The organism is Segatella paludivivens DSM 17968 = JCM 13650, from assembly GCF_000373185.1.
Classification (GTDB): domain Bacteria; phylum Bacteroidota; class Bacteroidia; order Bacteroidales; family Bacteroidaceae; genus Prevotella; species Prevotella paludivivens.
On sequence record NZ_KB890684.1, the window covers coordinates 80,717 to 104,632 of the forward strand.

The 23,916-nt window shown below is 38.1% G+C and carries 18 protein-coding genes; 4 read left to right on the top strand and 14 right to left on the bottom strand.

Features of this window, described 5'->3' with window-relative positions:
* Positions 1 to 41: 41 nt before the first annotated feature.
* The 3 genes from B045_RS0112640 to B045_RS0112650 are packed head-to-tail and all read right to left on the bottom strand — an operon-like array spanning position 42 to position 3,791.
* The gene (locus B045_RS0112640) at positions 42 to 2,954 is read right to left on the bottom strand and encodes a golvesin C-terminal-like domain-containing protein (protein ID WP_018464629.1); all 2,913 of its coding nucleotides are present in this window, start codon (positions 2,952 to 2,954) and stop codon (positions 42 to 44) included.
* A gap of 12 nt (positions 2,955 to 2,966) precedes the next feature.
* On the bottom strand, positions 2,967 to 3,473 hold the full coding sequence (locus B045_RS0112645; protein ID WP_018464630.1) for a 1-acyl-sn-glycerol-3-phosphate acyltransferase: 507 nt from the start codon (positions 3,471 to 3,473) through the stop codon (positions 2,967 to 2,969).
* Positions 3,474 to 3,521: 48 nt separating this feature from the next.
* Positions 3,522 to 3,791, bottom strand: a complete 270-nt coding sequence (locus B045_RS0112650) for a hypothetical protein (RefSeq protein ID WP_018464631.1) — start codon at positions 3,789 to 3,791, stop codon at positions 3,522 to 3,524.
* A 196-nt stretch (positions 3,792 to 3,987) separates the two neighbouring features.
* On the opposite strand from B045_RS0112650, the gene B045_RS0112655 reads away from it, so the two are divergent.
* Positions 3,988 to 5,628 (top strand): diphosphate--fructose-6-phosphate 1-phosphotransferase, encoded by a 1,641-nt coding sequence (locus B045_RS0112655; protein ID WP_018464632.1) that lies wholly within the window; start codon positions 3,988 to 3,990, stop codon positions 5,626 to 5,628.
* A 77-nt stretch (positions 5,629 to 5,705) separates the two neighbouring features.
* Positions 5,706 to 6,578, top strand: a complete 873-nt coding sequence (locus tag B045_RS0112660; protein ID WP_025883342.1) for a glycoside hydrolase family 25 protein — start codon at positions 5,706 to 5,708, stop codon at positions 6,576 to 6,578.
* A gap of 11 nt (positions 6,579 to 6,589) precedes the next feature.
* Here the strand turns inward: B045_RS0112660 and prmA are convergent, their stop codons facing one another.
* A complete protein-coding gene (gene prmA / locus B045_RS0112665; RefSeq protein WP_018464634.1) occupies positions 6,590 to 7,459 on the bottom strand; it encodes a 50S ribosomal protein L11 methyltransferase in 870 nt (289 codons plus the stop codon).
* Between the two features lie 140 nt (positions 7,460 to 7,599).
* Here prmA and B045_RS0112670 point away from each other — a divergent pair, with 140 nt between their 5' ends.
* Positions 7,600 to 8,541 (top strand): hypothetical protein, encoded by a 942-nt coding sequence (locus B045_RS0112670; RefSeq protein ID WP_018464635.1) that lies wholly within the window; start codon positions 7,600 to 7,602, stop codon positions 8,539 to 8,541.
* 27 nt (positions 8,542 to 8,568) lie between these two features.
* On the top strand, positions 8,569 to 10,104 hold the full coding sequence (locus tag B045_RS0112675; RefSeq protein WP_025883343.1) for an OmpP1/FadL family transporter: 1,536 nt from the start codon (positions 8,569 to 8,571) through the stop codon (positions 10,102 to 10,104).
* Positions 10,105 to 10,579: 475 nt separating this feature from the next.
* On the opposite strand, the gene rpiB is transcribed toward B045_RS0112675, so the two are convergent.
* From rpiB to galK, 10 genes are all read right to left on the bottom strand, one after another.
* Entirely contained in the window at positions 10,580 to 11,023 is a 444-nt protein-coding gene (gene rpiB, locus B045_RS0112680; RefSeq protein WP_018464637.1) for a ribose 5-phosphate isomerase B, read from the bottom strand.
* A 68-nt stretch (positions 11,024 to 11,091) separates the two neighbouring features.
* Positions 11,092 to 13,110: a transketolase family protein gene (locus B045_RS0112685; RefSeq protein WP_018464638.1), complete on the bottom strand. Its 2,019-nt coding sequence runs from the start codon at positions 13,108 to 13,110 to the stop codon at positions 11,092 to 11,094.
* Positions 13,111 to 13,137: 27 nt separating this feature from the next.
* Positions 13,138 to 14,640: an alpha-N-arabinofuranosidase gene (locus B045_RS0112690; protein ID WP_018464639.1), complete on the bottom strand. Its 1,503-nt coding sequence runs from the start codon at positions 14,638 to 14,640 to the stop codon at positions 13,138 to 13,140.
* A gap of 140 nt (positions 14,641 to 14,780) precedes the next feature.
* Entirely contained in the window at positions 14,781 to 16,436 is a 1,656-nt protein-coding gene (locus B045_RS0112695) for a ribulokinase (protein ID WP_018464640.1), read from the bottom strand.
* Between the two features lie 2 nt (positions 16,437 to 16,438).
* Complete coding sequence (gene araA / locus B045_RS0112700; RefSeq protein ID WP_018464641.1) at positions 16,439 to 17,983, bottom strand: L-arabinose isomerase; 1,545 nt, start codon at positions 17,981 to 17,983, stop codon at positions 16,439 to 16,441.
* Positions 17,984 to 18,016: 33 nt separating this feature from the next.
* Positions 18,017 to 18,715, bottom strand: coding sequence for an L-ribulose-5-phosphate 4-epimerase (locus B045_RS0112705; RefSeq protein ID WP_018464642.1), 699 nt, complete (start codon positions 18,713 to 18,715; stop codon positions 18,017 to 18,019).
* Between the two features lie 15 nt (positions 18,716 to 18,730).
* The gene (locus B045_RS0112710) at positions 18,731 to 19,408 is read right to left on the bottom strand and encodes an NUDIX hydrolase (protein WP_018464643.1); all 678 of its coding nucleotides are present in this window, start codon (positions 19,406 to 19,408) and stop codon (positions 18,731 to 18,733) included.
* 76 nt (positions 19,409 to 19,484) lie between these two features.
* Entirely contained in the window at positions 19,485 to 21,230 is a 1,746-nt protein-coding gene (locus B045_RS0112715) for a sodium:solute symporter (protein WP_018464644.1), read from the bottom strand.
* 36 nt (positions 21,231 to 21,266) lie between these two features.
* Positions 21,267 to 22,457 (bottom strand): aldose epimerase family protein, encoded by a 1,191-nt coding sequence (locus B045_RS0112720; RefSeq protein WP_018464645.1) that lies wholly within the window; start codon positions 22,455 to 22,457, stop codon positions 21,267 to 21,269.
* A gap of 269 nt (positions 22,458 to 22,726) precedes the next feature.
* Positions 22,727 to 23,887, bottom strand: a complete 1,161-nt coding sequence (gene galK, locus B045_RS0112725; RefSeq protein ID WP_018464646.1) for a galactokinase — start codon at positions 23,885 to 23,887, stop codon at positions 22,727 to 22,729.
* Between the last annotated feature and the right edge of the window lie 29 nt (positions 23,888 to 23,916).

Genomic DNA, 23,916 nt, shown 5'->3' on the forward strand with positions numbered 1-23,916 from the left:
TTTATTTATTTAAAGATTAAACATATATTTAACTGTATTTTCTACTTAGATTTCACTTTGTCAGGCATGACATAGTTGAGAATACCTCTTATGATGTCGTTGCGCTCTTTCTTTGATGCAATGCACTCTAACGGGAATGCAACGGTAAAGCTATTGTAGTCTTTACCTTGATAACCAACAGCTGCACCGCTACCGTTGTTGTATTGCATAGCGCATATAGCTCCCGATGCAGGTGTTATTTCGTCTGATGATGTTGCTGCATAATGTGCATCGTTAAGAGCTCTGAATAGATAGAACTGCTTACCAAGTCCGTTAATCTGCATGTCACTATTTACAGAATCCGTCCCAGCAGTTGTTACTTTCAATATATTTTTCAAGAACATCTTTTCGCTGTCTGTAGTCATATCACTTGCAATATAACTTCCACTGACGATGATATTACCGTGATTTTGTGAATAGGTTTGCAAAGCGTTCTGCATTTCAGAAGTAAATGTCTTGTAATATTTCAAAGAATGTACATCATATTTCTGGAGACCAAGTATCAAGTCTACTGCAGTATAATTCGATAGTTTGATGTCGCCGCTTTCTATTGCATCAGCCGAACAACTTACTACATTATATTTCCCAGCAGTAGCTATAGCCTGAGTATGCTCTTTAACATAATCAAAGCTGTTACCAGCTATGAAACTACCAGCCAGTTCATCTCCACAATATCCAAGTCCACCAGGACCTTCTATGCCGATTTTCTTTTTATCAAAACATATTTGCTTACCGTTCCAACCTGCTGTAAGACCATAAGACACACCTGGATCTTTGTTGAAATCGAAACCTTGAATGCTATCATTGTCAATGACGGCAGGAGCTGAAAGACGGTCAAAGCCATTTACGACAAGTACTGTTTTTGTTGCAGACGGTTGATAAAGGGCTGATAAAACTTCTGTGGGGAAACTCTCACCGCCACGATTAACAGCTGTAACCTTGAAATTATATTGGATACCAGGTGTTATATGCAGGATGGTGTAGTTCTTTAATACTAACGAACCATTATCGAAATCAGATTCTCCAGTAGCTGTATATACATTGTAAGCGGTAGGATAGGCGGAAGGTTCTAATTTATCTTCTGTTGCCTTCCATGACAATTTAACTTCATCCCCATCTATAAACTCAATCTTGAATCCATTAGGTGCAAGTGGTTGAATTACAGTTGGTTTGCCATGTGCGTTATTAATATATCTGACAATTGATTTATATAATGATCTGGCCATGCAAAATTTGAAATTAGGATCCTGTCCCAATTCCATGTCAGGAAAACTTTGATGTGATAAGGTCTCAATAATTGCCGAAGGAACTTCAGGATTCTTAGTCTCTGAATAATTCTTATCCCATAGATATCTGCGGCTCCATTTACCGACAAAAGCTCCTAAGTCACGATCGAATCCATCAAGAAGTGACTTGGCAAAATCATGTGATGTCATTCTTGAAACTCCAGAATTAAGCCTGCCTTCATTAAAGTTTGTTGTGCATATAGCGAGTGAACCGATAATGCTATTTCCGATTTTGTCAAATCCAGCATCACTATGCACAGCTAGAGACAATTCTATAGGTACCTTTTTTCCCTCGATCGTAGGGACATAACATGAACCGCCAGCAAGCCAATTGCTCATGTAGGGTCTTGCATTGATATCATCGCCGTAGTCATTGCCGTTTTCCTTGCTGTCATAAACACTCGTTGGTGCTCCTGCCCATTGTGCAGAATAGCGTGCACCCTCAAGGCAACGAGGAAATCCGCTTACGCTTCCACCACGTTCAATGTTTCCCATACCACCACCAAATCTAACGGCATCGGCTGTTACGACTCCATGGTTGTGAGAATTATTTGTTATTACGACACGATTGTATTGATTATTTCCTGAGGCAAAGTCAAATGTTCCGAGATACACCCAAGTTCCGCCACCCATAGTCTGATTGACTCTGAAATGGGTTTCACTTCCATTATGGTAAACGATATATTCAGCATCAGGAACACTGTTTTCAGTTGTCTGATAACTTACATATACAGCATATCTTCCTGAAGATGCAAATGTAGGTTGGTATGAAATTAGAGAAAACTTCTTTTTGCTTTTGGTAGCCTTTATCATTCTGGCAGTACCTTGCTCAAAAGGATTTTCTCCATCCTTATATGTTCCTTCATGGAACGAGAATCCCTTACCTTCAAACTCTTTCCATTCGCCTTTAACATTGACTTCAAGATAGTTTGGAGCCTTAGAAATATCGTTATCAACTATATATTCATTTTTCTGCCAATCACGTTCCCTTGGGGTAAATACGCAAGCTCCGGCATTTTGCAGCATTGGAATAAGATAGGGTATAACGATAGTTTGGGTGAACAAATCTTCGGTAGTGCCAAACATATTAGGACGCTGCCATTTCCATTCTCTTTTGTCGTTGTCATAATATCGTCCATGACTCGCCCATAGAGTGATGTGGCGGTCATAGAGTCCATGTGTAATACTGTATGGTAGGGATGCATTTGTAACCCAAGGCTGATCATGATAATCTATATCTCCCCAGAACTTATTACTCTCATTATCAGCAATAGTAGCATCTGTGGCAAGTTGCTCTATCGGCATGCCACAAGATATTATTATCATCTTATACTGATTGTATTGAGAAGGAAAAATATTGCTAATCTTTTTATATATTTTCTTTACCGATTTCTGTGTGAGTTCTTGTGCGGCAAAAGAATTGCTAATTTCTAATTTAATAGTCTTAGCATTGTCATCTATATCGAAATTTAGGATTCTAATTTGTTCTGGTAGAGAGTTTTTCCCATTATCATATCTTAAGAAATAGTTGCTAATTTCCCTTTGGATAGCTAATTTATCATTTGGTGGCAATGCCAGTAAAGATGTTGATAAACAAAGGGTGAAAACAGTAACTATTATTCTATTCATATCTTAACGTAATTAGTATGCAAAATTCTTAGGCTTTTTGCCTTTGAAATTTTTGAAATATGCCTTTATAATAGGCATGTCTTTATCTATATCACCTGTAGGAATAAATGATTCTGTACAAGTAATAGTCTTTTTTTCGTAGTCTACACCATAAAGAAGGATAGGTATATTGGCTTTTAGCGCAATAAAATAAAATCCCTTTTTCCAGTCTGGGTTAGGGGAACGAGTTCCTTCAGGTGTTATACACAACTTGAATGATTTAGCTTTAAGGGCTGTCTCTGCCAAATTATCTGTCATACTCGTATGCTTTGATCTCCAAACTGGGATTCCTCCTAACTTATGGAACATCTTACCAAATGGCCAGAAAAACCATTCTTTCTTCATTAGGAAATTAGTTTTTAAACATTCTGCATGTGTGTAAAGCTGTCCTATGACAAAATCCCAATTACTAGTATGTGGTGCAAGACAGATTATAAACTTATCAGGGTGGTCAACAGTAATATTTTTTGTCCATCCCATTTTATTATACAATATCCAATTACAGATTCTATTTATCATCGCATGAATTTAAAGATTCTGTATTTGGTCTACCATCTCACTAGCCTGTTTATTGAAATCCTCAATAATGGCTTTGTAATAAGTCTTTGTTTTCATACCAGGTTCTGGGTGCGAAATGCGGCTTATGAAGTCATTATGTATAATGATTATTGATGTCAACAGTGCATCTATATTATCCTTATTCGGCTTTTCACCATACAAAGAAGCTGCTACAGCTTCAGCAAATAAGTCGCTACAAATATAGTTTATAGTTCGTTTTAAAATTCTCTTGTTTGCCATAATTATTCCTTTATTATTGTCTTTTACTTGCCAAAGATAGAAAAAAAATAGGAAAAGCAATACTTTAAATCAAAAAAATGTTTCTAATTTTCGGTTTTATCATTTTTTCTTTCATTATTTCATGGAAAAGTCTTATTTTTGCATGTGTCTTATTGGAAATTCAATTATTCGTTGATTATAAAAACTAAAAGCAATTATGGAAATTAGCGCATTGCAAAAAGAAAGAGCTGCATATCAGCCAAAGCTGCCTAAGGCTCTTCAAGGTGCCGTAAAAGTTAAAGAAGGTGCTTCTACCAAGAGTGTGGACAATCAGGAAGAAATTAAAAAATTATTCCCAAACACTTATGGTATGCCTCTTATTGAGTTTGTACCAGGTGAGAACGCTGACAAAAAGAAGATTAACATCGGTGTTATTCTTTCTGGTGGTCAGGCTCCTGGTGGTCACAACGTTATCAGTGGTTTGTTTGACGCCGTAAAGAAGCTCAATTCTGAAAACCGTCTTTATGGTTTCCTAATGGGTCCTGGTGGTCTTGTTGATCATAACTATATTGAGATTACAGCAGAATTCTTGAACCAGTATCGTAACACAGGTGGTTTTGATATGATTGGTTCTGGTCGTACAAAATTGGAGGAAGAAAATCAGTTTGAAAAGGGCTTGAAGATTATTCGCGAACTAGATATTAACGCTATTGTTATAATCGGTGGTGATGATTCAAATACCAACGCTTGTGTTTTGGCTGAATATTATGCTGCCAAGAAATATGGTGTACAGGTTATCGGTTGCCCTAAGACTATTGATGGTGACCTTAAGAATGAGCAGATTGAAACAAGTTTTGGTTTCGATACAGCTACTAAAACATATTCTGAACTTATCGGTAACATCGAGCGTGACTGTAACTCAGCACGTAAATACTGGCACTTCATTAAATTGATGGGTCGTTCAGCTTCTCATATCGCACTTGAATGTGCTTTGGAGACTCAGCCAAATATCTGCTTGATTTCTGAAGAGATTGAGGCAAAGGATATGACTCTTAATCAAGTAGTAGAGGACATCGCTAAGGTTGTTGCATATCGTGCAAAGCAGGGTAATAACTTCGGTGTTGTACTTATTCCAGAAGGTCTTATCGAATTTATTCCTGCTATCGGTAGACTGATTCAGGAATTGAATGACTTGTTGGCTGCTCATGGTGCAGACTATAAGGATTTGGATAAAGATGCTCAGCGTAAATATATTATCGCTCATCTTTCAAAGGAAAATGCAGCTACATTCGAAACTCTTCCAGAAGGTGTTGCAAGACAGTTGAGTCTTGATCGTGACCCTCATGGAAATGTTCAGGTTTCTCTCATTGAGACTGAAAAACTTCTTAGCGATATGGTTGGTTCTCTTCTTGCAAAATGGGCTAAAGAAGGTAAATTCGATGGTAAGTTCGCAGCTCAGCATCACTTCTTCGGTTACGAAGGACGTTGTGCAGCTCCTTCTAACTTCGACGCTGACTATTGCTATGCTCTCGGAACTAGCGCAGCACAACTTGTTGCAGCAGGAAAGACTGGTTACATGGCTATCGTAAAGAATACTACAGCAAACGCTAATGAGTGGAAAGCTGGTGGTGTTCCAATCACAATGATGATGAATATGGAGAAGCGTAACGGAGAAATGAAACCAGTTATCCGTAAGGCTCTCGTTGAACTAGATGGTAAACCATTTAAGGCATTTGCTGCAAAGCGTGACGAATGGGCTAAGAATACAGCCTATGTTTACCCAGGTCCTATTCAATATTGGGGTCCAACTGAAGTTTGTGATCAGACTACAAAGACTCTGAAACTTGAACAAGATTAATATTAAGTGATATATCAGGGATAGGGTAGTCGTTTGAAAAGATAATGACAACCCTATCCTTTTTTCATAAATCAGGTATGACAAATAGTAAAAAAAGTATAAGCAGTGGGAAAAGTCGTTCTACGCAGACCAAAAGTAAGCGTAAAGGGCATACCACGCAACATAAACTGTCATACCCATTTCATAAGTACCCTAGATGGGCAGTAATGCTCGGGGCAATAGGTATAATTGCTTTGTACGTTTGGTGTTTTTACTATTTTTTTGTCAGTCCAACAGGATTCAGATGGCGTGCGCTATATGGTGATGCTAAATATCCAGAAGGTTATGAGATACATGGTATTGATATTTCGCATTATCAAGATAACATTGATTGGGACGCACTGTCAAATGCAATGATTAAAGGCTGCCCTGTGAGATTCATAATCATGAAAAGTACTGAAGGTGTTAATAATCTTGATGAGACTTTTTATGAAAATTATCAAAGTGCTGGTGATTATGGTTTTATAAGAGGAGCTTATCATTTTTGGAGCAATAATTCATCGGCTCGTGAACAGGCTTATTATTTTCTTGATAAAGTGCATCTTAATGAAGGTGACCTTCCACCAATACTTGATGTTGAACATAAGCCAAAAGGCGAAAGTACAGAGGATTTTCAACGTGATGTTTTAACATGGCTCCATATTGTGGAAGATAAATATCATGTTAAGCCCATTATATATACATACTATAAGTTTAAGCAAAATTATCTTGCAGCTCCAGTCTTTGATGATTATCCATATTGGATAGCCCACTACTATGTAGAAAAGGTGGAATATAAAGGACCGTGGAAGTTCTGGCAACATACTGATGCCGGAAGACTTCCAGGTATAAAAGGATATGTAGACTTTAATATTTACAATGGTAGTTATTATGATTTAAAGAAACTTACCATTGGAAATGATAATTGGTAGATATTGCTAAATTATTGGTTCAACAACAATACCAAACAAGCCCATTCTCCATCTTGCTTTCTGCCATATTCTTCAAGACCAAGCTCTTTTGCCTTATCTAAAAGTACAGGAATGTCACTCTGATAGAACCCACTTAAAATAAGTAGAGAACCTGTAGTCATTAAACTTTTAAAAGTAGGCATGTCGTTTAAGAGAATGTTCCTATTGATGTTTGCCATGACTATATCAAAAATACCAGAGATATGGTTGAGTACATTCGAATCACCTTGATATACGCTGATGTTTCCAATAGCGTTGATCTCTGCATTGTGTCTTGCATTATTCACGCTCCATTCATCTATGTCATATGCAACGACATTGCTTGCACCAAGTTTTGCTGCTGCTAAACCTAATATTCCTGTACCACATCCACAATCCAATACCATTTTATCTTTTAGATCAAGATGTAAGAGGGTAGAAACAATCATCCTTGTTGTTTCGTGTGTACCTGTTCCAAAAGCTAGTTTTGCGTCAATGAAAATATGTTCTGTATTTGATGGCATTCCCTTTGGTAAGGGCTTCTTCGCATCACATACTATGATCTTATTGTCTATGTTAATTGGCTCAAATCCTTTTTCTTCCCATTCTTGATTCCAATCTTTATCATCTGCATATTTGACATTATAAGATATCTCAACATTTGGGATGATAAAATCCTCAATAGACTTCTTCATTAAGTCCTCATCCCAATTGTCTACCTGACAGTATGCAATAAGACCATCAGATGTTTCTTCAAATGATTCACAACCTGCTTCACCAGCGGCGTCAGCTAGCAAGTCTCGAGCTGTTTGAAAAACATCTATACTGCTCTTTATACTATAACTAATTTCAAAATATTTCATAATGTTGTTAAATTTGAATGCAAATATATAAAAAATAGGGAAAAACCTATCACGGATTAGGGATTTTCCTTACATTTGCACTAAAATAATATATATTTTTGTAATTGAAATATAGTGTAAACAAATAAAGAGACAAGAAAATGAAGAAATTTATTCTCATCTCAGTCCTTGCTGGAGTTCTACCATTGTCTATGATGGCTCAGGACGACGACCTCTACTTCACACCGAAGAAGGATGCCGCAACAAACTCCTATAGAAATGACAATTATTCAGGAAGCAACAGAAATGTTGATGAATATAATCGTCATGGTAAGTTCTGGAGCCATTACCAAAAAATTGGCACAGATAATAAAGGGAATGATATAATACAATTTTCACAAGGTAATGGATTATATCCAGATTCAACCAATGTAGATACTACATTTGTAGGTAATTATTATTCTCAAATGGCAGACAATAATGATGATGATTATAGATATAGCCAACGTATGAGTCGTTGGGATGGTTTCTATGACCCATGGTATTATAGCTGGAGCTATGGATTCGGTCCATATTGGGGCTATGGTCCTCGCTGGAGTTATGGCTTCTATGATCCATTCTACGATTCTTGGTATGATCCATGGTACACAGGCTATTATGGTTATCGCTATGGCGGTTGGTATGATCCTTGGTATTCAGGTTATTATGGATATCCATATTACGGTGGAGGATATGTTTCTTATGATCGTCCGACAGGGACTAGAAATCATTCTTTTGTAAATGGTAATTATTCTGGCTCTTTTGCACAGGGTACCTTTGGAGGCGCACGCGGAAATGGAAGTAGATCTTCTGGATTCCAAGGTTCTGGTAACAGAAGTTTTGGAACGCAAAACAACTCTGGACGTTTTGGTGGTTCACGCGCTGTAAACAATCAGAACAACAACACACGTACATTTGATAATTCACGCTCATTCGATAGAACTCCTTCGCCTTCTTATGGTTCAGGCAGCTTCGGCGGTGGTGGCGGTTTTGGCGGTGGCCGTTCTGGTGGCTTTGGTGGCGGCGGAGGTCACTCAGGTGGTAGTTTTGGTGGACATAGATAAAAATAACAAACTGAAATTCACAAGAATATGAAAAAGATATATTATTCAATTGCCTTTATGGCATTTGCTGCACTTCCTATAAGTGCTCAGGAAACATATGAGAATACGAAGTTGATAGATAACGACCTTAATGGTACCGCCCGTTACGTAGGTATGGGTGGTGCTATGGAGGCTTTAGGTGCTGACCTTTCTACAATGAGTACTAACCCTGCTGGTATTGGATTGTTTCGTAAATCTAAAGCCGAAACTTCTTTTGGACTTGTAAGTCAACAAGATGCAAGTAAGTTTAGCTCATTAGGTAAGACTAATGCTAGCTTTGATCAGGCTGGATTTATTTATAGTTTACGTAATGGAAGAAATTCTTTTCTGAACTTTGGATTTAATTATCACAAGAGCCGTAACTTTGATCAGATCTTAAATGCATCTGGTGCATTGTCTAATGCATCACAAAACAAACTTACGTATCAGAAGTTTCGTAACAATGTCATCACTCAAAGTACCGATATGACTTATAGTCAGGTAGATAATCTTTATTATAATAATCTTATATATAATTCAACAGATAAGACCTATTATAACTACCCTGCAACTGATTATACGTTTAACCAGCAGTCTAAAGGATATATCGGTGAATATGATTTTAATGTCAGTGGAAACATTCAGGACCGTATTTATTTAGGTTTGACATTTGGTATTCATGATGTTCATTATAAAGGATACTCTGAATATTCTGAGCATTACGCAGCAAACATTGATCATATTCCAGGTTCTTTGCTAGCTGATAATCGTGAAATAACAGGTACTGGTTATGATATCAAAGTCGGTGCTATATTCCGTCCAATAGAGGGTAGTCCATTTAGAATCGGTATGTATATTAACACACCGACTTGGTATGACTTGACAACTTCTAATTCTACAGCTCTGATTGCTGGTAACAAGGCATCAAGCGTAGGCGAGTCTTATGACTTTAAGCTTTATACTCCTTGGAAATTTGGTTTAAGTCTTGGACATACTATTGATAATTTTATCGCACTTGGTGCTACTTATGAGTATGCAGACTATGGAAGTATGGATACAAGAGTTAATGATGGTGGATATTATGATTCATGGTATAATTCATATTATGAAACAAGTAGTAGTGATAAGAATATGAATCACCACACAGAGAATACTCTTAAAGGTGTTCATACCTTTAAAGTTGGTGCAGAAGTAAAGGTTACTCCGCAACTTGCTGTTCGTGTAGGTTATAATTATCTTAGTGCAATGTATGACAAAAATGGATATAAGGATGGAACAATTTCATCTCCAGGTTCATATTATGCAAGTGAAACAAGTTTCGTAAACTGGAAAAATACAAATAGATTTACTTGTGGTTTAGGCTATTCAATTGATAAATTTAATATTGATTTGGCTTACCAATATTCAGCACAGAATGGAGATTTCTATCCTTTTATGAACTATTATGAAGGTCAAACTCCATCTGCAGAAGATAATGCAGTTTCTGCAACAAAGGTTAGTAATAAGCATAGCCAATTACAGTTGACCTTTGGTTACAGATTTTAATTATCTGATATTCAAGTTAGAAAAGTAATTAAATTATGAAAAAAATGCGTTTAAATTTTTGGTAGTTCAAAAATATATATTACTTTTGCAGTTACCTAAATGCGTAATGTGTTTGGCTATAAAAAAAGATTAAAGACAATAACTTTAAATAAGATTAGTTTTTTTAGTGGTTAATTTAGTTTTAGTAAGTATGTGGAAGGAATTTGTCGTGAGACAGATTCCTTTCATCTTTTATAGCCTTTTTATGGTTGACTAAACTGAGCCCTTTTAGTTCTGATGTTTATATAAAAATGGCTCTGTGCTAATTTCTATTATACAGCTTAAATATTCTAGCATGATATTATATTGATTGCGATCAATAAGTTTATGCAATATTTTATTCAAATACCTAAGTCTATTTTATCGTATTCAGTTATATAAAAAAGAGAAGACTATTACCAGTCTTCTCCTAAATAAAGCTTTAATAATTAATTTATTATTTTGGTATTGCTATCTTTTTTACGCGACGCTCATGGCGTCCGCCTTCAAATGTTGTTTTGAAAAATTCATCTAAAATAGTTTCAGCTGTTTTGTTATCGATAAAACGACCAGGAAGTACAATAACATTTGCATTATTATGCTGACGAATCAATTGAGCTATTTCTTTATTCCAAACAAGTCCGGCACGTACACCTTGATGCTTGTTAAGAGTAATTGCCATACCCTCACCACTTCCACAAATACCGATACCTGGATAAACTTCTCCACTTTCAATAGCCTCTGCTAATGGGTGTGCAAAATCAGGATAGTCAACGCTCTCATCACTATATGTTCCAAAATCTTTCACAGCGTATCCTTTTTTATCAAGATACTCTAAAACAAATTGTTTCAAAGGGAAACCTGCGTGATCGCAAGCTATTCCAACAGTTTTAACTTCCATAGGCATATAAATTTAAGATGTTAAAGGGGAACGACTGAATTACAGTCACTCCCCAAATATGTTAACTATTACTTTTCTGCAAGTAGTTCCTTAACCTGATTGTACACATTTTGACCTGTGTAACCAAGTTTCTCATCAAGTACTTTGTATGGTGCAGAGAAGCCAAAGCTTTCCATACCCCAAACCTTACCGTAAGCACCTACTAAACCTTCAAGTGTTACAGGCAATCCTGCTGTCATACCGAATACCTTGGCGTTTCTTGGTAGAATGCTCTCTTGATATTCCTTAGGTTGACTTCTGAACAAGCCTTCTGAAGGTACGCTTAATATACGAACTTTGATGCCATCATTATTAAGTAACTTTTTACCAGCCTCAAGGGTAGAAACCTCTGAACCAGATGCAAGTAAAATTACATCGAAGTCTTCATCTGAACCAGCAACAATGTATGCGCCCTTTTCAGCTTGATTGTAGTCGTTACCCTCTGGAAGCATTTCGATATTTTGTCTAGAGAAAATAAGTGCTGTTGGTGTAGAAGTATTTTCCATAGCCATTCTCCAGCATACAGTTGTTTCTTCTGCATCAGCAGGACGTAGAACCCTTACACTGTCTTTGCCATGGTGATTCTTCAACTTCTCCATAAGTCTGATCTGAGCTTCCTGCTCAACTGGCTCATGTGTAGGTCCGTCTTCACCAACGCGGAATGCATCGTGGGTCCAAATAAATTTAATAGGAACTTCCATTAATGCAGCCATACGAACTGCTGGTTTCATGTAATCAGAGAATACAAAGAATGTACCACATGCTGGGATAACGCCACCGTGAAGTGACATACCAATACAGCAGCAAGCCATTGTAAGTTCTGAAACACCTGCCTGGAAGAATGCGCCGCTGAAATCACCACGCTCCAAGTTATGTGTCTTCTTCAGGAATCCGTCTGTCTTATCAGAATTTGAAAGGTCAGCTGAAGCACAGATCATATTAGGAACTTGCTCTGCAAGTACACTAAGAATAGTAGCAGATGCACCACGTGTAGCGGCACCAGCCTTCTGTTCAACCTTTGACCAATCAATCTTAGGAGCTTTACCGCTAAACCATACTTTCAAGAGTTCTGCCTTTTCAGGATTAGCCTTAGACCAACTCTCTTTTTCAGCATAACGTTTAGCAACAATATTTTTAAGTTCAGCAAGACGATCAGCATAAAGTTTCTGAACATCAGGGAAAATCTTGAATGGATCTGTTGGATCGCCACCAAGGTTCTTTACTGTATTAACAAATGCATCACCACCTAAAGGTGCACCATGTGTCTTGCAGTTATGCTCATAGCTAGAACCATCATCCTTACGAGCGCCTTTACCCATAACGCAATGACCTATAATAAGGGTAGGGCGTTCTGTTTCGGCTTTAGCCTCGTTTATTGCTTTGCGGATTTGTTCGCAATCGTTGCCATCAATCTTAATAACTTTCCATCCCCAAGCTTCGTACTTCTTGGCTGTATCTTCTATTGTAACAACCTTAGTTTCTGTAGAAAGCTGAATGTCATTAGCATCATAGAACATGATTAGATTGTCTAGTCCTAATGTTCCGGCTATACGACCAGCACCTTGAGAAATTTCTTCTTGCACACCACCATCTGATATATATGTATAAATCGTCTGATTCATAACATCTCCAAGACGTGCTTTCAAGAATTTTGCAGCGATAGCAGCACCTACAGCAAAGGTGTGTCCCTGTCCTAAAGGTCCTGATGTGTTTTCTATTCCACGTGCAATTTCACGCTCTGGGTGACCAGGAGTTACTGAACCCCATTGACGAAGTTGTTGTAGATCCTCTAATGTGAATTTTCCGATTAATGCAAGTTGTGAATAAAGCATTGGAGCCATATGACCAGGATCCAAGAAGAAACGGTCACGTCCTTCCCATGAAGGATTTTCAGGATCAAATACTAGAAATTCTGAAAAAAGTACATTAATGAAATCTGCACCACCCATAGCACCTCCAGGATGACCAGAATTGGCTTTCTCTACCATTGAAGCAGCAAGAATACGAATGTTGTCAGCTGCGTGGTTCATTACTTTAATATCGTTCATTGTTGTATTATTGATTTTACAAATATACTATTTAATATTTAAAACTACAATTGATTTAGCTGGAATTTTAACTTTTAAAGTGTTTCTCTTGATCTTAACATCCTTGAAAGCAGTTGGTTTTACCACATCAGGATTGTTGAAATCATTATAGTCACTTATATTCTTACTTGTAAGAATTTCTCCAGTAATATTTTTAATACCAGCATCCTCGATGTCAACATCAATATTCTGTGCTTTATCAAGACTTACGTTTGCTAGCGAGATTACAATGTTACCATCTTTAGTCTTAGCTGCACTTGCTGATACCATAGGAATAGTTCTGTTATCACGAACTTTCATAGAATCACACTTTATATCAAGTGGAAGGTATGTAGCATCCTGGAATGGCTGATACATTCTGAAAACATGATATGTAGGAGTAAGTACCATGTGCCCATTACCAGTTGTGTCAGTAAGAATCATGCTCTGTAGAACGTTTGCTATTTGAGCTATATTAGCCATACGTACTCTGTCGGAATGACGATGGAAAACGTTTAGAGATAGGGCTGCAACAAAGGCATCACGCATTGTATTCTGTTGGAATAGGTGTCCTTTAATTGTCCCTGGTTCTTCGTCCCACCAAGTACCCCATTCATCAACAAGAAGTCCGATATGCTGTTTTGGATCTTTTTCATCCATAATTGCACTATGTTTCTTTATGACGTCTTCTATTTCGAGGCACTTGCCTAAAGTCCAATAATAATCATCATTAGAGAATTTAGTAGCAGATCCTTTGCTTCCATTCCAACCTGTTACAGTGTAATAATGTAATGACAAGCCATTCATACGGTTGCCAACATTATTCATCAACACTTTCGTCCAATCATAATCATAATCGCTTGCACCAGATGCAATCTTAAACAATTTATGATTGTCGTAATTTCTGCAGTAAGTAGAATATCTACGGAACAAATCGCTGTAATATTCAGGTCTCATGTTTCCACCACAACCCCAGCTTTCGTTTCCTACACCAAGATATTTAACGTTCCAGGATTTCTCACGTCCATTTTTACGACGTAGGTTAGCCATAGGAGTGTCACCATCACTGGTCATATATTCAACCCATTTTGCAAGTTCTTCAACAGAACCAGAACCAACGTTACCACTAATGTATGGTTCTGCACCTATTTTTTCGCAAAGATTTAAGAATTCATGTGTACCAAAAGAGTTATCCTCAATAGTGCCACCCCAGTTGTTATTCTGCATTTTTGGTCGCTTGTTTCTAGGTCCAATACCATCCATCCAATGATATTCGTCAGCAAAGCAACCTCCAGGCCATCTAAGTACTGGGACTTTTAAATCTATCAATGCCTTTAGTACGTCATTGCGGTATCCATCGGTATTTGGTATATTTGATTGTGGACCTACCCAAAGACCACCATAGATACATGAGCCGAGATGTTCAGCAAATTGCCCATATATTTCTTTATTAATTTTGTTCTTACCTTGATTGGCATGAATCGTTACTGTTGTATTCTGTGCTGATGCCATAAATACGCATGCGGCAGAAAAAACAGTTGAGATAATAAGTTTTTTCATTACTGTTACTTTTGGTGATTAGCAGTTTACTTTATATATAATACGATTGCGCAGGGAAATCCCCCACGCAATACATATTATAAAATAGGCGTTTAATCCTTATATAGTTCAGTTTCAGTGAATTTACCCAATTTGATATATGATTTGTAAATTTCACTGTAAGCTTCTACATTTTCAGGATTAGGTACATATGTCTTTGCGAATCCGCTATTCATTGCTGCGATAGCATCTTCTACTTTGCCATACACTCCAGCTGCTGTAGCTGCAAACATTGCTGCACCAAGAGCACATGCCTGATCAGTCTTGCAAACCTTTATTGGTTTGTTGATTACATCACACATTGTTTGCATAACGAAAGGTGATTTAAGTGCAATTCCACCAATACCGATAACATCGTCAATGCGTACACCTTCGTTTTCAAAACGGTCTACGATTGCTTTTGTTCCATAAGCTGTTGCTTCAACAAGAGCACGGAATACCTGTGGAGCAGTAGTGCCCAAAGTAAAACCGGCAATCGTTCCCTTCAACAATTGGTTTGCATCAGGAGTACGACGACCATTAATCCAGTCTGTTGCAAGAACAGTAGACTCAGATACAGGTATCTTCTCAGCTTCTTTTGTTAGTTCAGGAATTATCTTGTCACAAGCTGCATCAATAGCATCTTGATTGTGCTCTCCAGGTATCAATGTACGCAATGGCCACTCCAATATTCTACGGAACATTGCATATACGTCACCAAATGAAGATTGACCTGCTTCGAGTCCAACCATTCCTGGTATAACGCTTCCATCAACCTGACCACAAATACCTTTAATGCACTTGTCACCAACTTCATTGTAGTTCGCTACCATTACATCACAAGTAGATGTACCGATAACTCTAACCAATGTATGAGGAGTAACACCTGCACCTACAGCACCCATGTGGCAATCGTAAGCACCACCAGCAACAACTACATTTTCAGATAGTCCAAGTTTCTCAGCCCATTCTTTACACAAATGACCGATTGGCTTTTCTGCTGTTTCTGCATTGTTACCAAGATGTTCGCGAACACTCTTAAGTTTTGGTTCAAGACGCTCAATGAAGTCAACAGGTGGTAAACCTCCCCATTCTTCATTCCACATAGCCTTGTGACCTTCTGCACAACGAGAGCGAACTAGTTTGTCAAGTCCGGTAGTTCCTGTCAGTACAGCTGGCAACCATTCGCAATATTCAACGATAGAATATGCTTTCTTTGCAACTTCAGCATCCTGACGGATTACGTGCATTGCTTTTGCCCAGAACCATTCTGCAGAATAGATACCACCTTCATATTTAATATAATTAGTTGGTTCTAATGCAACTTTTTGGTTCACTTCTTCAGCTTCCTTTATTGCAGTGTGGTCTTTCCACAATACAAACATTGCATTTGGGTTTTCCTCAAATTCAGGAAGCATAGCAAGTGGTGTTCCGTTTTCGTCTGTAAATGCAGGCGTAGAACCAGTTGTGTCGAAGGCGATACCAACAACATTCTTGGCTACTTCTTTATCGCATTTAGACAATGCTTCTTTTACAGAATTCTCTAGGACCTCAAGATAATCTTTTGGATGCTGTCTCCATTGGTTAATCTTAGGATTACAATATAATCCTTCTTTCCAGCGAGGATAATACTTAACACTTGTAGCAAGTGTTTCTCCGTTTTCAGCATTAACGATCAACGCGCGTGCTGAATCAGATCCATAATCAAGTCCGATTACGTATTTTGCCATAATTATCTAAGTGCCTTATTCAACATGTAATAAATCTCATTAACTCTAAGATCCTGACGGAAACGCTCAATATCAGTATCTTTGTTGATGATGCAGCACTCGATATCAGCGATTTCTGCATAATCACGCCAGTACTCATCTGTCAAGCCAAAGCTGAAGCAAGAGTGGTGTGTACCACCTGCGTTCATCCAGCAACCAACACCAACCTCAAATGTAGGCTCTGGTATCCATAATGCTGATGCAACTGGCAACTTTGGAAGTGGCTTACTCTTAATCAAGTTAACATCGTTTGCGATAAGACGGAAACGGTTACCCATATCAACAACAGTAGCAGTAATACCATGACCCTGTTTTGTTGTGAATACCAAGCGAGCTGTCTCTGACTTACGAATACCTATACCGAGGAAGTGAACCTCAAGACGTGGCTTCTCTTCAGCGATGTCTGGGCAAACCTCAAGCATATGTGATTCAAGAATAGATGTATTCTCGCCATCAAAGTTCAATGTGTAGTCCTCAAGGAAAGATGTACCACCTTCAAGTCCCTGACTCATGAACCATACTGTACGATATAAAGCTGCGCTCTTCCAGTCACCTTCAGCACCGAATCCGAATCCGTCATGCATCATGCGCTGTGAAGCCAAACCAGGGATCTGATCGAAACCTCTGCCTGTCTCTTCAACGTTTACGTCGCCAAGATCATCAAAGTTTGTTGTGAATGCCTTAGCACCCTTAGCCTTCATTACAGCACGAAGTGTAAGTTCTGCTTTTGCAGCATTCCATACTTTCTTATATGCTTCTGATTTTTCATCCTTAATTGTGGCATCAACCTGATAATCGTTGAAATATGTATTCTTAACCAATGCTGTTACTTCCTCATCTTTGATAGCGTCAAAGAAAGGCATAACCTCTGAGAAAGGCATGTAGTCTACGTGATAGCCAAGAACTTGCTCTGCAGCAACCTTGTCACCATCAGTTACAGCAACATTGTTCATCTGGTCGCCAAAGCGAAGGATAAGCATGTCCTGAGAGTCTGCCCAACCAGCACATACTCTTTCCCAAACTGCGATATGGCCCTGAGTCTTCTCGTCTTTCCAATAACCGATAACGGTCTTACGTGGCTTACGTAAACGAGAAAGAATGTGAGCATATTCGCGGTCACCATGAGCACTCTGGTTAAGATTCATGAAATCCATATCCATTGTGTCGTAAGGAATCTGCTGATTATATTGTGTATGAAGGTGGAGTAGAGGCTTTCTTAGAATCTGAAGTCCGTGAATCCACATCTTTGCAGGTGAGAATGTATGCATCCAAGTGATTACACCGATACATTTCTTGTCATTATTAGCTTTAGCCATAACGTCAGCAACTTCTGCAGAACTGTTAGCTGTGCCCTTATAAACAACTTTTACAGGAAGGTTACCAGAATTGTTAAGTCCTTCAACCATTTCCTTTGAGTGACCGTCTACCTGAACAACTGCATCACCTCCATAAAGAAGTTGTGCACCTGTTACAAACCATACTTCGAAATTTTCAAATGCTTTGATCATAGTTTTATGTTTTTAATTATTATTTAAATATAGTTATTTCTTTTTTTGTCCGTAATAAGCGTTAGGACCGTGTTTACGGTTGAAGTGCTTTTCTACTAGTAAAGGATTCATTTTTGTTTGTGGATTAACGCTGAATGAAATAAATGCCATCTTGGCTACTTGTTCCATCACCACGGCGTTATATACAGCATTATCTGCATCCTTACCCCAAGAGAAAGGTCCATGATTCTTTACTAGTACACCTGGAGTGTGAACATAGTTGATATTGTTCTTTTTGAATTTGTCTACTATTACTACACCAGTGTTCAACTCATATTCAGCCATTTGTGATTCTACCATGTCATCTGTACATGGAATAGCATCATGGAAATAATCAGCATGAGTAGTACCGATATTTGGAATATCGCATCCAGCCTGTGCCCAAGCTGTAGCATAAGTAGAATGTGTATGTACCACTCCGCCTATTTCTGGGAAATTGCGATACAGTTCCAAATGTGTAGGAGTATCTGATGATGGATTCAAGTCACCTTCTACAACTTTGCCAGTTGTCAAATCAACTACTACCATATCAGAAGCCTTCATGTTATCATAGCTAACACCTGATGGCTTGATAACAACTAATCCCTTTTCGCGATCTATACCTGAAACATTGCCCCAAGTAAAGATAACAAGATTATGTTTTACAAGATCAATATTAGCCTTGAATACTTTTTCCTTTAATTCTTCCAGCATAATTATGTTTGTTGTTTATAGTTTGAAATTAGGATCATCCTCGTAAGCGCGTTTGTTGAATCTGAAAAGAGCAGCTCCACGCTTAGATGTAATTTTATCTACAAGTTCAGTCTTTTCAATAAAATCTATAGTCTTTATGCGTTTTCTAAAGTTACGCTTGTCTATTTCTTCTCCAAGTATTGCTTCGTAAACATGTTGTAACTGAGTAAGTGTAAACAAGTCTGGTAGCAGATTGAAGCTTAAAGGCTCCGTGTTAATACGTCTACGCAACATATTTATGGCTTTACTAACCATTATGTTATGGTCAGAATATAACTGCGGCATATCTTCCAAGTTAACCCATTCCAAACCATGTTGTTTTCTTATATTATCATCGTAATCCTTGACGTTTATCAGTGCGCAATATGCGATTGATATAACTCGTTCTCCTGGGTCACGGTCAATATTTCCAAATGCACCAACTTGCTTAATGTATAATTTGTCCAATCCGGTCAAATCTCTCAGCACTCTGTTTGCTGCATCAGGAAGACTTTCGTCTATGCCGACGAATCCACCATATAGTGAAAACTCTCCACGTCCTGGATCCATTTTTCGTTTACCGATAAGTAATTTCAGCTTATCTTCCTCAAATCCAAATACGATACAGTCCACAGAAACCAACAGCCTTGTGTGTTCGCCATAAAATTGTGTCATAGTTTATATATGTTATATGCTTTCAATATGTAATGTGGAGAGCTTCATTTTGATTGATGAAACTCTCCAACATATTTTACCAGAAGTAGATATAGAATGCTGCGCAGAGTGCTACAACTCCTAGAGTTGCAACAATATCCCATATATTGAAGCTTTCTTTTATTTGCTTCTTATAGTCGCCTGTAAATGTGATAGCTTCAACTTGTTCCTTGCTTGGTGCAGGAGTGAAGATTGATACAACAATCATCATGGCAATGATGAATACTAAGAGCCAGCACTCGAAAATTAGCCAGTTTGTCTGCCAGAACCATGCTGTTGAATTCCAGAATGAACCATTCATTACTGAATTTCCAGAATCTGTTATGACGTTTGTCAACAGTCTGAGCATACCAATGATGAAACCACCGATAAGTCCCCATTCTCCAGCTTTAGGAGTGATTTTCTTTGAGAATATACCCAATGTAAATACAGCAACCATAGAAGGAGCAAGTAATGACTGGATTCCTTGTAGATAGCTATATAGGTTACCCATGTTCATCATTACAGGAAGCCAAAGTAGGCCGAGAAGAACAACAACAACTGTTGCAACACGACCAACAAATACATAATGAGACTCGCTCATACCTTTTTTCATTGGCTTGTAGAAGTCTTCTGTAAATAGGGTAGCACAACTGTTGAAGAATGCTGCTAGTGATGTTACAAGTGCACAAACGAAACCGATTGTTACAAATCCCTTAACACCGACAGGAAGAATGTTCTTTACCATCATAGCAAATGCTCCGTCTGTATCATGCTGGTTTGTTATATCCATAGTGATACCACTTCCTGTTTTACTAGAAAGTGCAATTGCAATCATACCAGGGATAAGGAACATGAATACAGGAAGAAGTTTGAAATAACCTGCTGCGATAGTTCCACGACGTGCGCGCTTCATGACAGTTACATTGTCTTCTCCACGAGTCTGACCAAGTACACGTTGAACAATGTGTTGGTCAGTACACCAATACCAGAAGCCGATAATAGAAGCACCAAGGAATACTACGAATCCTGGATATTCATGATACATAGGATCACCTGTTTTCAAGTGGAACATGTGAGTAGTTCCATATCCGTTATGCAGATGTCCGCAATATGTCATCATGTTAGACCAACCAGCAGTTATGCTTCCGTCACCAAGTGCTGAAAGTCCTAGAAATAAAACTAAGAATGAACCGATAATTAGTATAGGGGTCTGGATTGCAGACATTGTCATTACACCCTTCATACCACCGAATACAGTGAATATCGCAGTGATAGCAATAAGACCTAGTGCACCATACCAGAAAGGTAGTCCCAACAGATACTCAAAGAATATACCACCTGTAAATGCTGTTACGCTTACTTTAGTTAGTATATAGGCAATTAATGTAATGATACTTAGCCATGAACCTGTTCTTTTTGTATATCTATATTTCAGGAAGTCAGGCATGGTTATAATCTTGCCCAGTTTATTATTCAGTAGCTGATAGAAAGGTACGAAAAGCCAACCTAATAGCAAAATCATCCATCCTTGCATCTCCCAGTGAGCCATTCCGACACCGTCTTTGGCACCTGTACCTGCTAGACCAACAAGATGTTCTGAACCGATATTCGCTGCAAAGATAGCTGCACCGATAATATACCAAGGTTCGCCCTTGCCAAACAGATAGTCTTGACTATCTGCGCCTTTCATTTTTTCCTTATCTTTCTTTAAAGTACGCCAAACGTACCATACGATGAGTACGAAGCCAACTGCTAGGATAGACCAGTCTTGCCATACGAATTCATGTGCATTCCAATTCATTTTGTTAATAGTTTTATATGTTTTGATTAAGTTTAATTACTTCTTTACTGAGAATTTGTAAGCAAGATGGCTATAATATTTCTCACCTGGTTTAAGATATGGGTTAGATATTTCCCATCCCTTTGTCTTTGCAACAAATTTTGTTGGTGAATCTGGATATTTCTGGCTCTCAAAACATACGCTAACATGTTTTGGATACTTTATACCATGCTTGCAGCTGATACCAGTTCCTTGGAAATTACCAGTATATACTTGAATGCCTGGCTCGTTTGTAAATACTTCCATGAAGATTCCTGTCTTTGGAGAATACAAACTTGCAGCAACAGTCTTGTCATCACCCTTACCATCCTTGAATGTATTAAGACACCAGTTATGATCATAACCTGTAGCATTCTTTATCTGATCGTAAGATGGATCATATTTGTTTGCAATAGCTGTTGCTACACGGAAATCCATTGGAGTTCCTGCAACGTCCTTTATTTCGCCTGTTGGAATATAGAATCTATCGCTAGGGGTAAATTTGTCTGCATTAACATACATCACCTGATCGTAACCTTGTTTTGAAGGATCTCCATTCAAATTAAAGTAAGAGTGGTTTGTCATATTAATGACAGTTTCCTTATCTGTTGTTGCTTGGAAAACAATATCAAGAGTATTATTGCTCTTTACTGTATATGTAGCAGTTGCTTTTACAGTTCCTGGGAAACCGTTTTCGCCGTCTTTAGCAGTAATTGCAAATACAACAGATGAATCATTCTTTGATTTCACGTCATATATCTTGTGCAACCAACCTGTATTGCCACCACCATGAAGGCAGTTCATCATATCGTTAGCTCTCAATTTGTAAGTTTTGCCTTCTACATTTATTGTAGCATTCTTAATTCTGTTAGCATAACGGCCAACAGAAGAACCGTAATCTGACGGAGTTCTTGCTGTATCAGCATATTGTGAGATATTGTCATATCCTAGAACGACATCCGTAGGCTTGCCGCTCTTGTCAGGTACAGATAGAGAAACAACGCGGCCACCATAGTTGGTCAAGCATACTTCCATACCTGCATGATTTTTGATAGTAATCAACTCTGTCTTTTTTCCACCAATGATTGAATCGAAGTTAGTAGGTTTAAGACCAGATACTGTCATTTGTGCACCTTTGTTTGTGCCACAAGCTGAGAGAAGAATGCTCGCCATTCCTGCTCCCAATAAAATTCCTTTTAGGGTTCTCATAACTGAGTGATTATTAGGTAAATTAATATTATGGGTGTAAATTTACTACTTTTTGTAATAACTCGTATCGTTTGCGGACTCTTTTTTTTAGCTAAAGTGTAAAATTAACACTTTTAAGCAGTTGATTTATGTCAATCAACATATAAACGCTAAATACTTTACAATACTTCGTGAATTACAAGTGGAGTAAACCTATAAAATATATCCCCATAATCAGTATTTCTCAGCTGATTATGGGGAATATGTATTATCTATTCTATGTCAGAATATTAGCAAACCTTGTGTGAACCCTCACTGATAACTACAGGATAAACCTCAGGTTCATGACCGTATTTAGCGGCAAACTTAACTTTTGCGTCGGCAATGAATTTGTTATAAATCTCATCTTTAACGAGGTTTATTGTACATCCACCAAAGCCACCGCCCATGATACGGCTACCTGTTACACCATTGATGCGTGCTATATAATTCAAGAAGTCAAGTTCTTCACATGAAACTTCATATTCCTTGCTTAGACCTTCGTGAGTCTCAAACATCTTCTGTCCAACAGTCTCGTAGTCGCCCTTTTCCAAAGCGTCACAAACTGCAAGTACACGATCTTTCTCTCCAAGAACGAAGTGAGCTCTGTTATAATCTTCTTCGCCAACGATTGCCTTAACTTCTTCAAGTTCTTCCCATGTGCAATCACGAAGAGTCTCATATTTATTTTCAGGATGTTTTGCTGCAATCTGCTTAACAACATTCTCGCAACTATTACGACGGTCGTTGTATGGGCTACCAGCTAACTCATGCTTAACTTTTGAATTTATAAGAACCAATTTATATCCTTCTGGATTAAATGGGAAATAAGCAAATTCGCGGCTACGGCAATCAAGGCGCATCAATTTGCCTTCCTGACCGAAAACACTTGCGAACTGATCCATTATACCACAGTTTACACCAATATACTTATGTTCTGTTGCCTGACCTGCAAGAACAAGATCCCATTTAGCAACCTTATTGTCACCAAACAAATCGTTGATTGCAAAAGCGAAACAACTTTCCAAAGCAGCACTTGAAGACATACCTGCTCCCAATGGAACATCGCCATAGAATGCAGCATTAAATCCTTTTACATCTACTCCTAAAGCCTTCATCTCTTTGGCTACACCATATACATAGCGTGCCCAGCTAGCCTTAGGACCTTCTGGATCATCAATGTCAAATTCAACGCGATCCTTTAAGTCGATAGAGTATAGTTGTATTGTATTGGTATCGTTAGGGCGGATTTCTGCCATAATACCCTTATCTACAGCACCTGGGAAAACAAAACCACCGTTGTAGTCTGTGTGTTCACCAATCAAATTTATACGTCCAGGAGACATATATACGTTACCTGTTTGTCCGTCGAAATGTTTAATGAAACGGCTTCTTACTTTTTCAATATCCATAGTCTTGATAGTTATAAATGTTGTTATTA

Bases quoted from the DNA above. Each gene is read 5' to 3' on its own strand.
- B045_RS0112640 (WP_018464629.1), bottom strand. From the start codon at position 2,954: ATGAATAGAATAATAGTTACTGTTTTCACCCTTTGTTTATCAACATCT.
- B045_RS0112645 (WP_018464630.1), bottom strand. From the start codon at position 3,473: ATGGGATGGACAAAAAATATTACTGTTGACCACCCTGATAAGTTTATA.
- B045_RS0112650 (WP_018464631.1), bottom strand. From the start codon at position 3,791: ATGGCAAACAAGAGAATTTTAAAACGAACTATAAACTATATTTGTAGC.
- B045_RS0112655 (WP_018464632.1), top strand. From the start codon at position 3,988: ATGGAAATTAGCGCATTGCAAAAAGAAAGAGCTGCATATCAGCCAAAG.
- B045_RS0112660 (WP_025883342.1), top strand. From the start codon at position 5,706: ATGACAAATAGTAAAAAAAGTATAAGCAGTGGGAAAAGTCGTTCTACG.
- prmA (WP_018464634.1), bottom strand. From the start codon at position 7,459: ATGAAATATTTTGAAATTAGTTATAGTATAAAGAGCAGTATAGATGTT.
- B045_RS0112670 (WP_018464635.1), top strand. From the start codon at position 7,600: ATGAAGAAATTTATTCTCATCTCAGTCCTTGCTGGAGTTCTACCATTG.
- B045_RS0112675 (WP_025883343.1), top strand. From the start codon at position 8,569: ATGAAAAAGATATATTATTCAATTGCCTTTATGGCATTTGCTGCACTT.
- rpiB (WP_018464637.1), bottom strand. From the start codon at position 11,023: ATGGAAGTTAAAACTGTTGGAATAGCTTGCGATCACGCAGGTTTCCCT.
- B045_RS0112685 (WP_018464638.1), bottom strand. From the start codon at position 13,110: ATGAACGATATTAAAGTAATGAACCACGCAGCTGACAACATTCGTATT.
- B045_RS0112690 (WP_018464639.1), bottom strand. From the start codon at position 14,640: ATGGCATCAGCACAGAATACAACAGTAACGATTCATGCCAATCAAGGT.
- B045_RS0112695 (WP_018464640.1), bottom strand. From the start codon at position 16,436: ATGGCAAAATACGTAATCGGACTTGATTATGGATCTGATTCAGCACGC.
- araA (WP_018464641.1), bottom strand. From the start codon at position 17,983: ATGATCAAAGCATTTGAAAATTTCGAAGTATGGTTTGTAACAGGTGCA.
- B045_RS0112705 (WP_018464642.1), bottom strand. From the start codon at position 18,715: ATGCTGGAAGAATTAAAGGAAAAAGTATTCAAGGCTAATATTGATCTT.
- B045_RS0112710 (WP_018464643.1), bottom strand. From the start codon at position 19,408: ATGACACAATTTTATGGCGAACACACAAGGCTGTTGGTTTCTGTGGAC.
- B045_RS0112715 (WP_018464644.1), bottom strand. From the start codon at position 21,230: ATGAATTGGAATGCACATGAATTCGTATGGCAAGACTGGTCTATCCTA.
- B045_RS0112720 (WP_018464645.1), bottom strand. From the start codon at position 22,457: ATGAGAACCCTAAAAGGAATTTTATTGGGAGCAGGAATGGCGAGCATT.
- galK (WP_018464646.1), bottom strand. From the start codon at position 23,887: ATGGATATTGAAAAAGTAAGAAGCCGTTTCATTAAACATTTCGACGGA.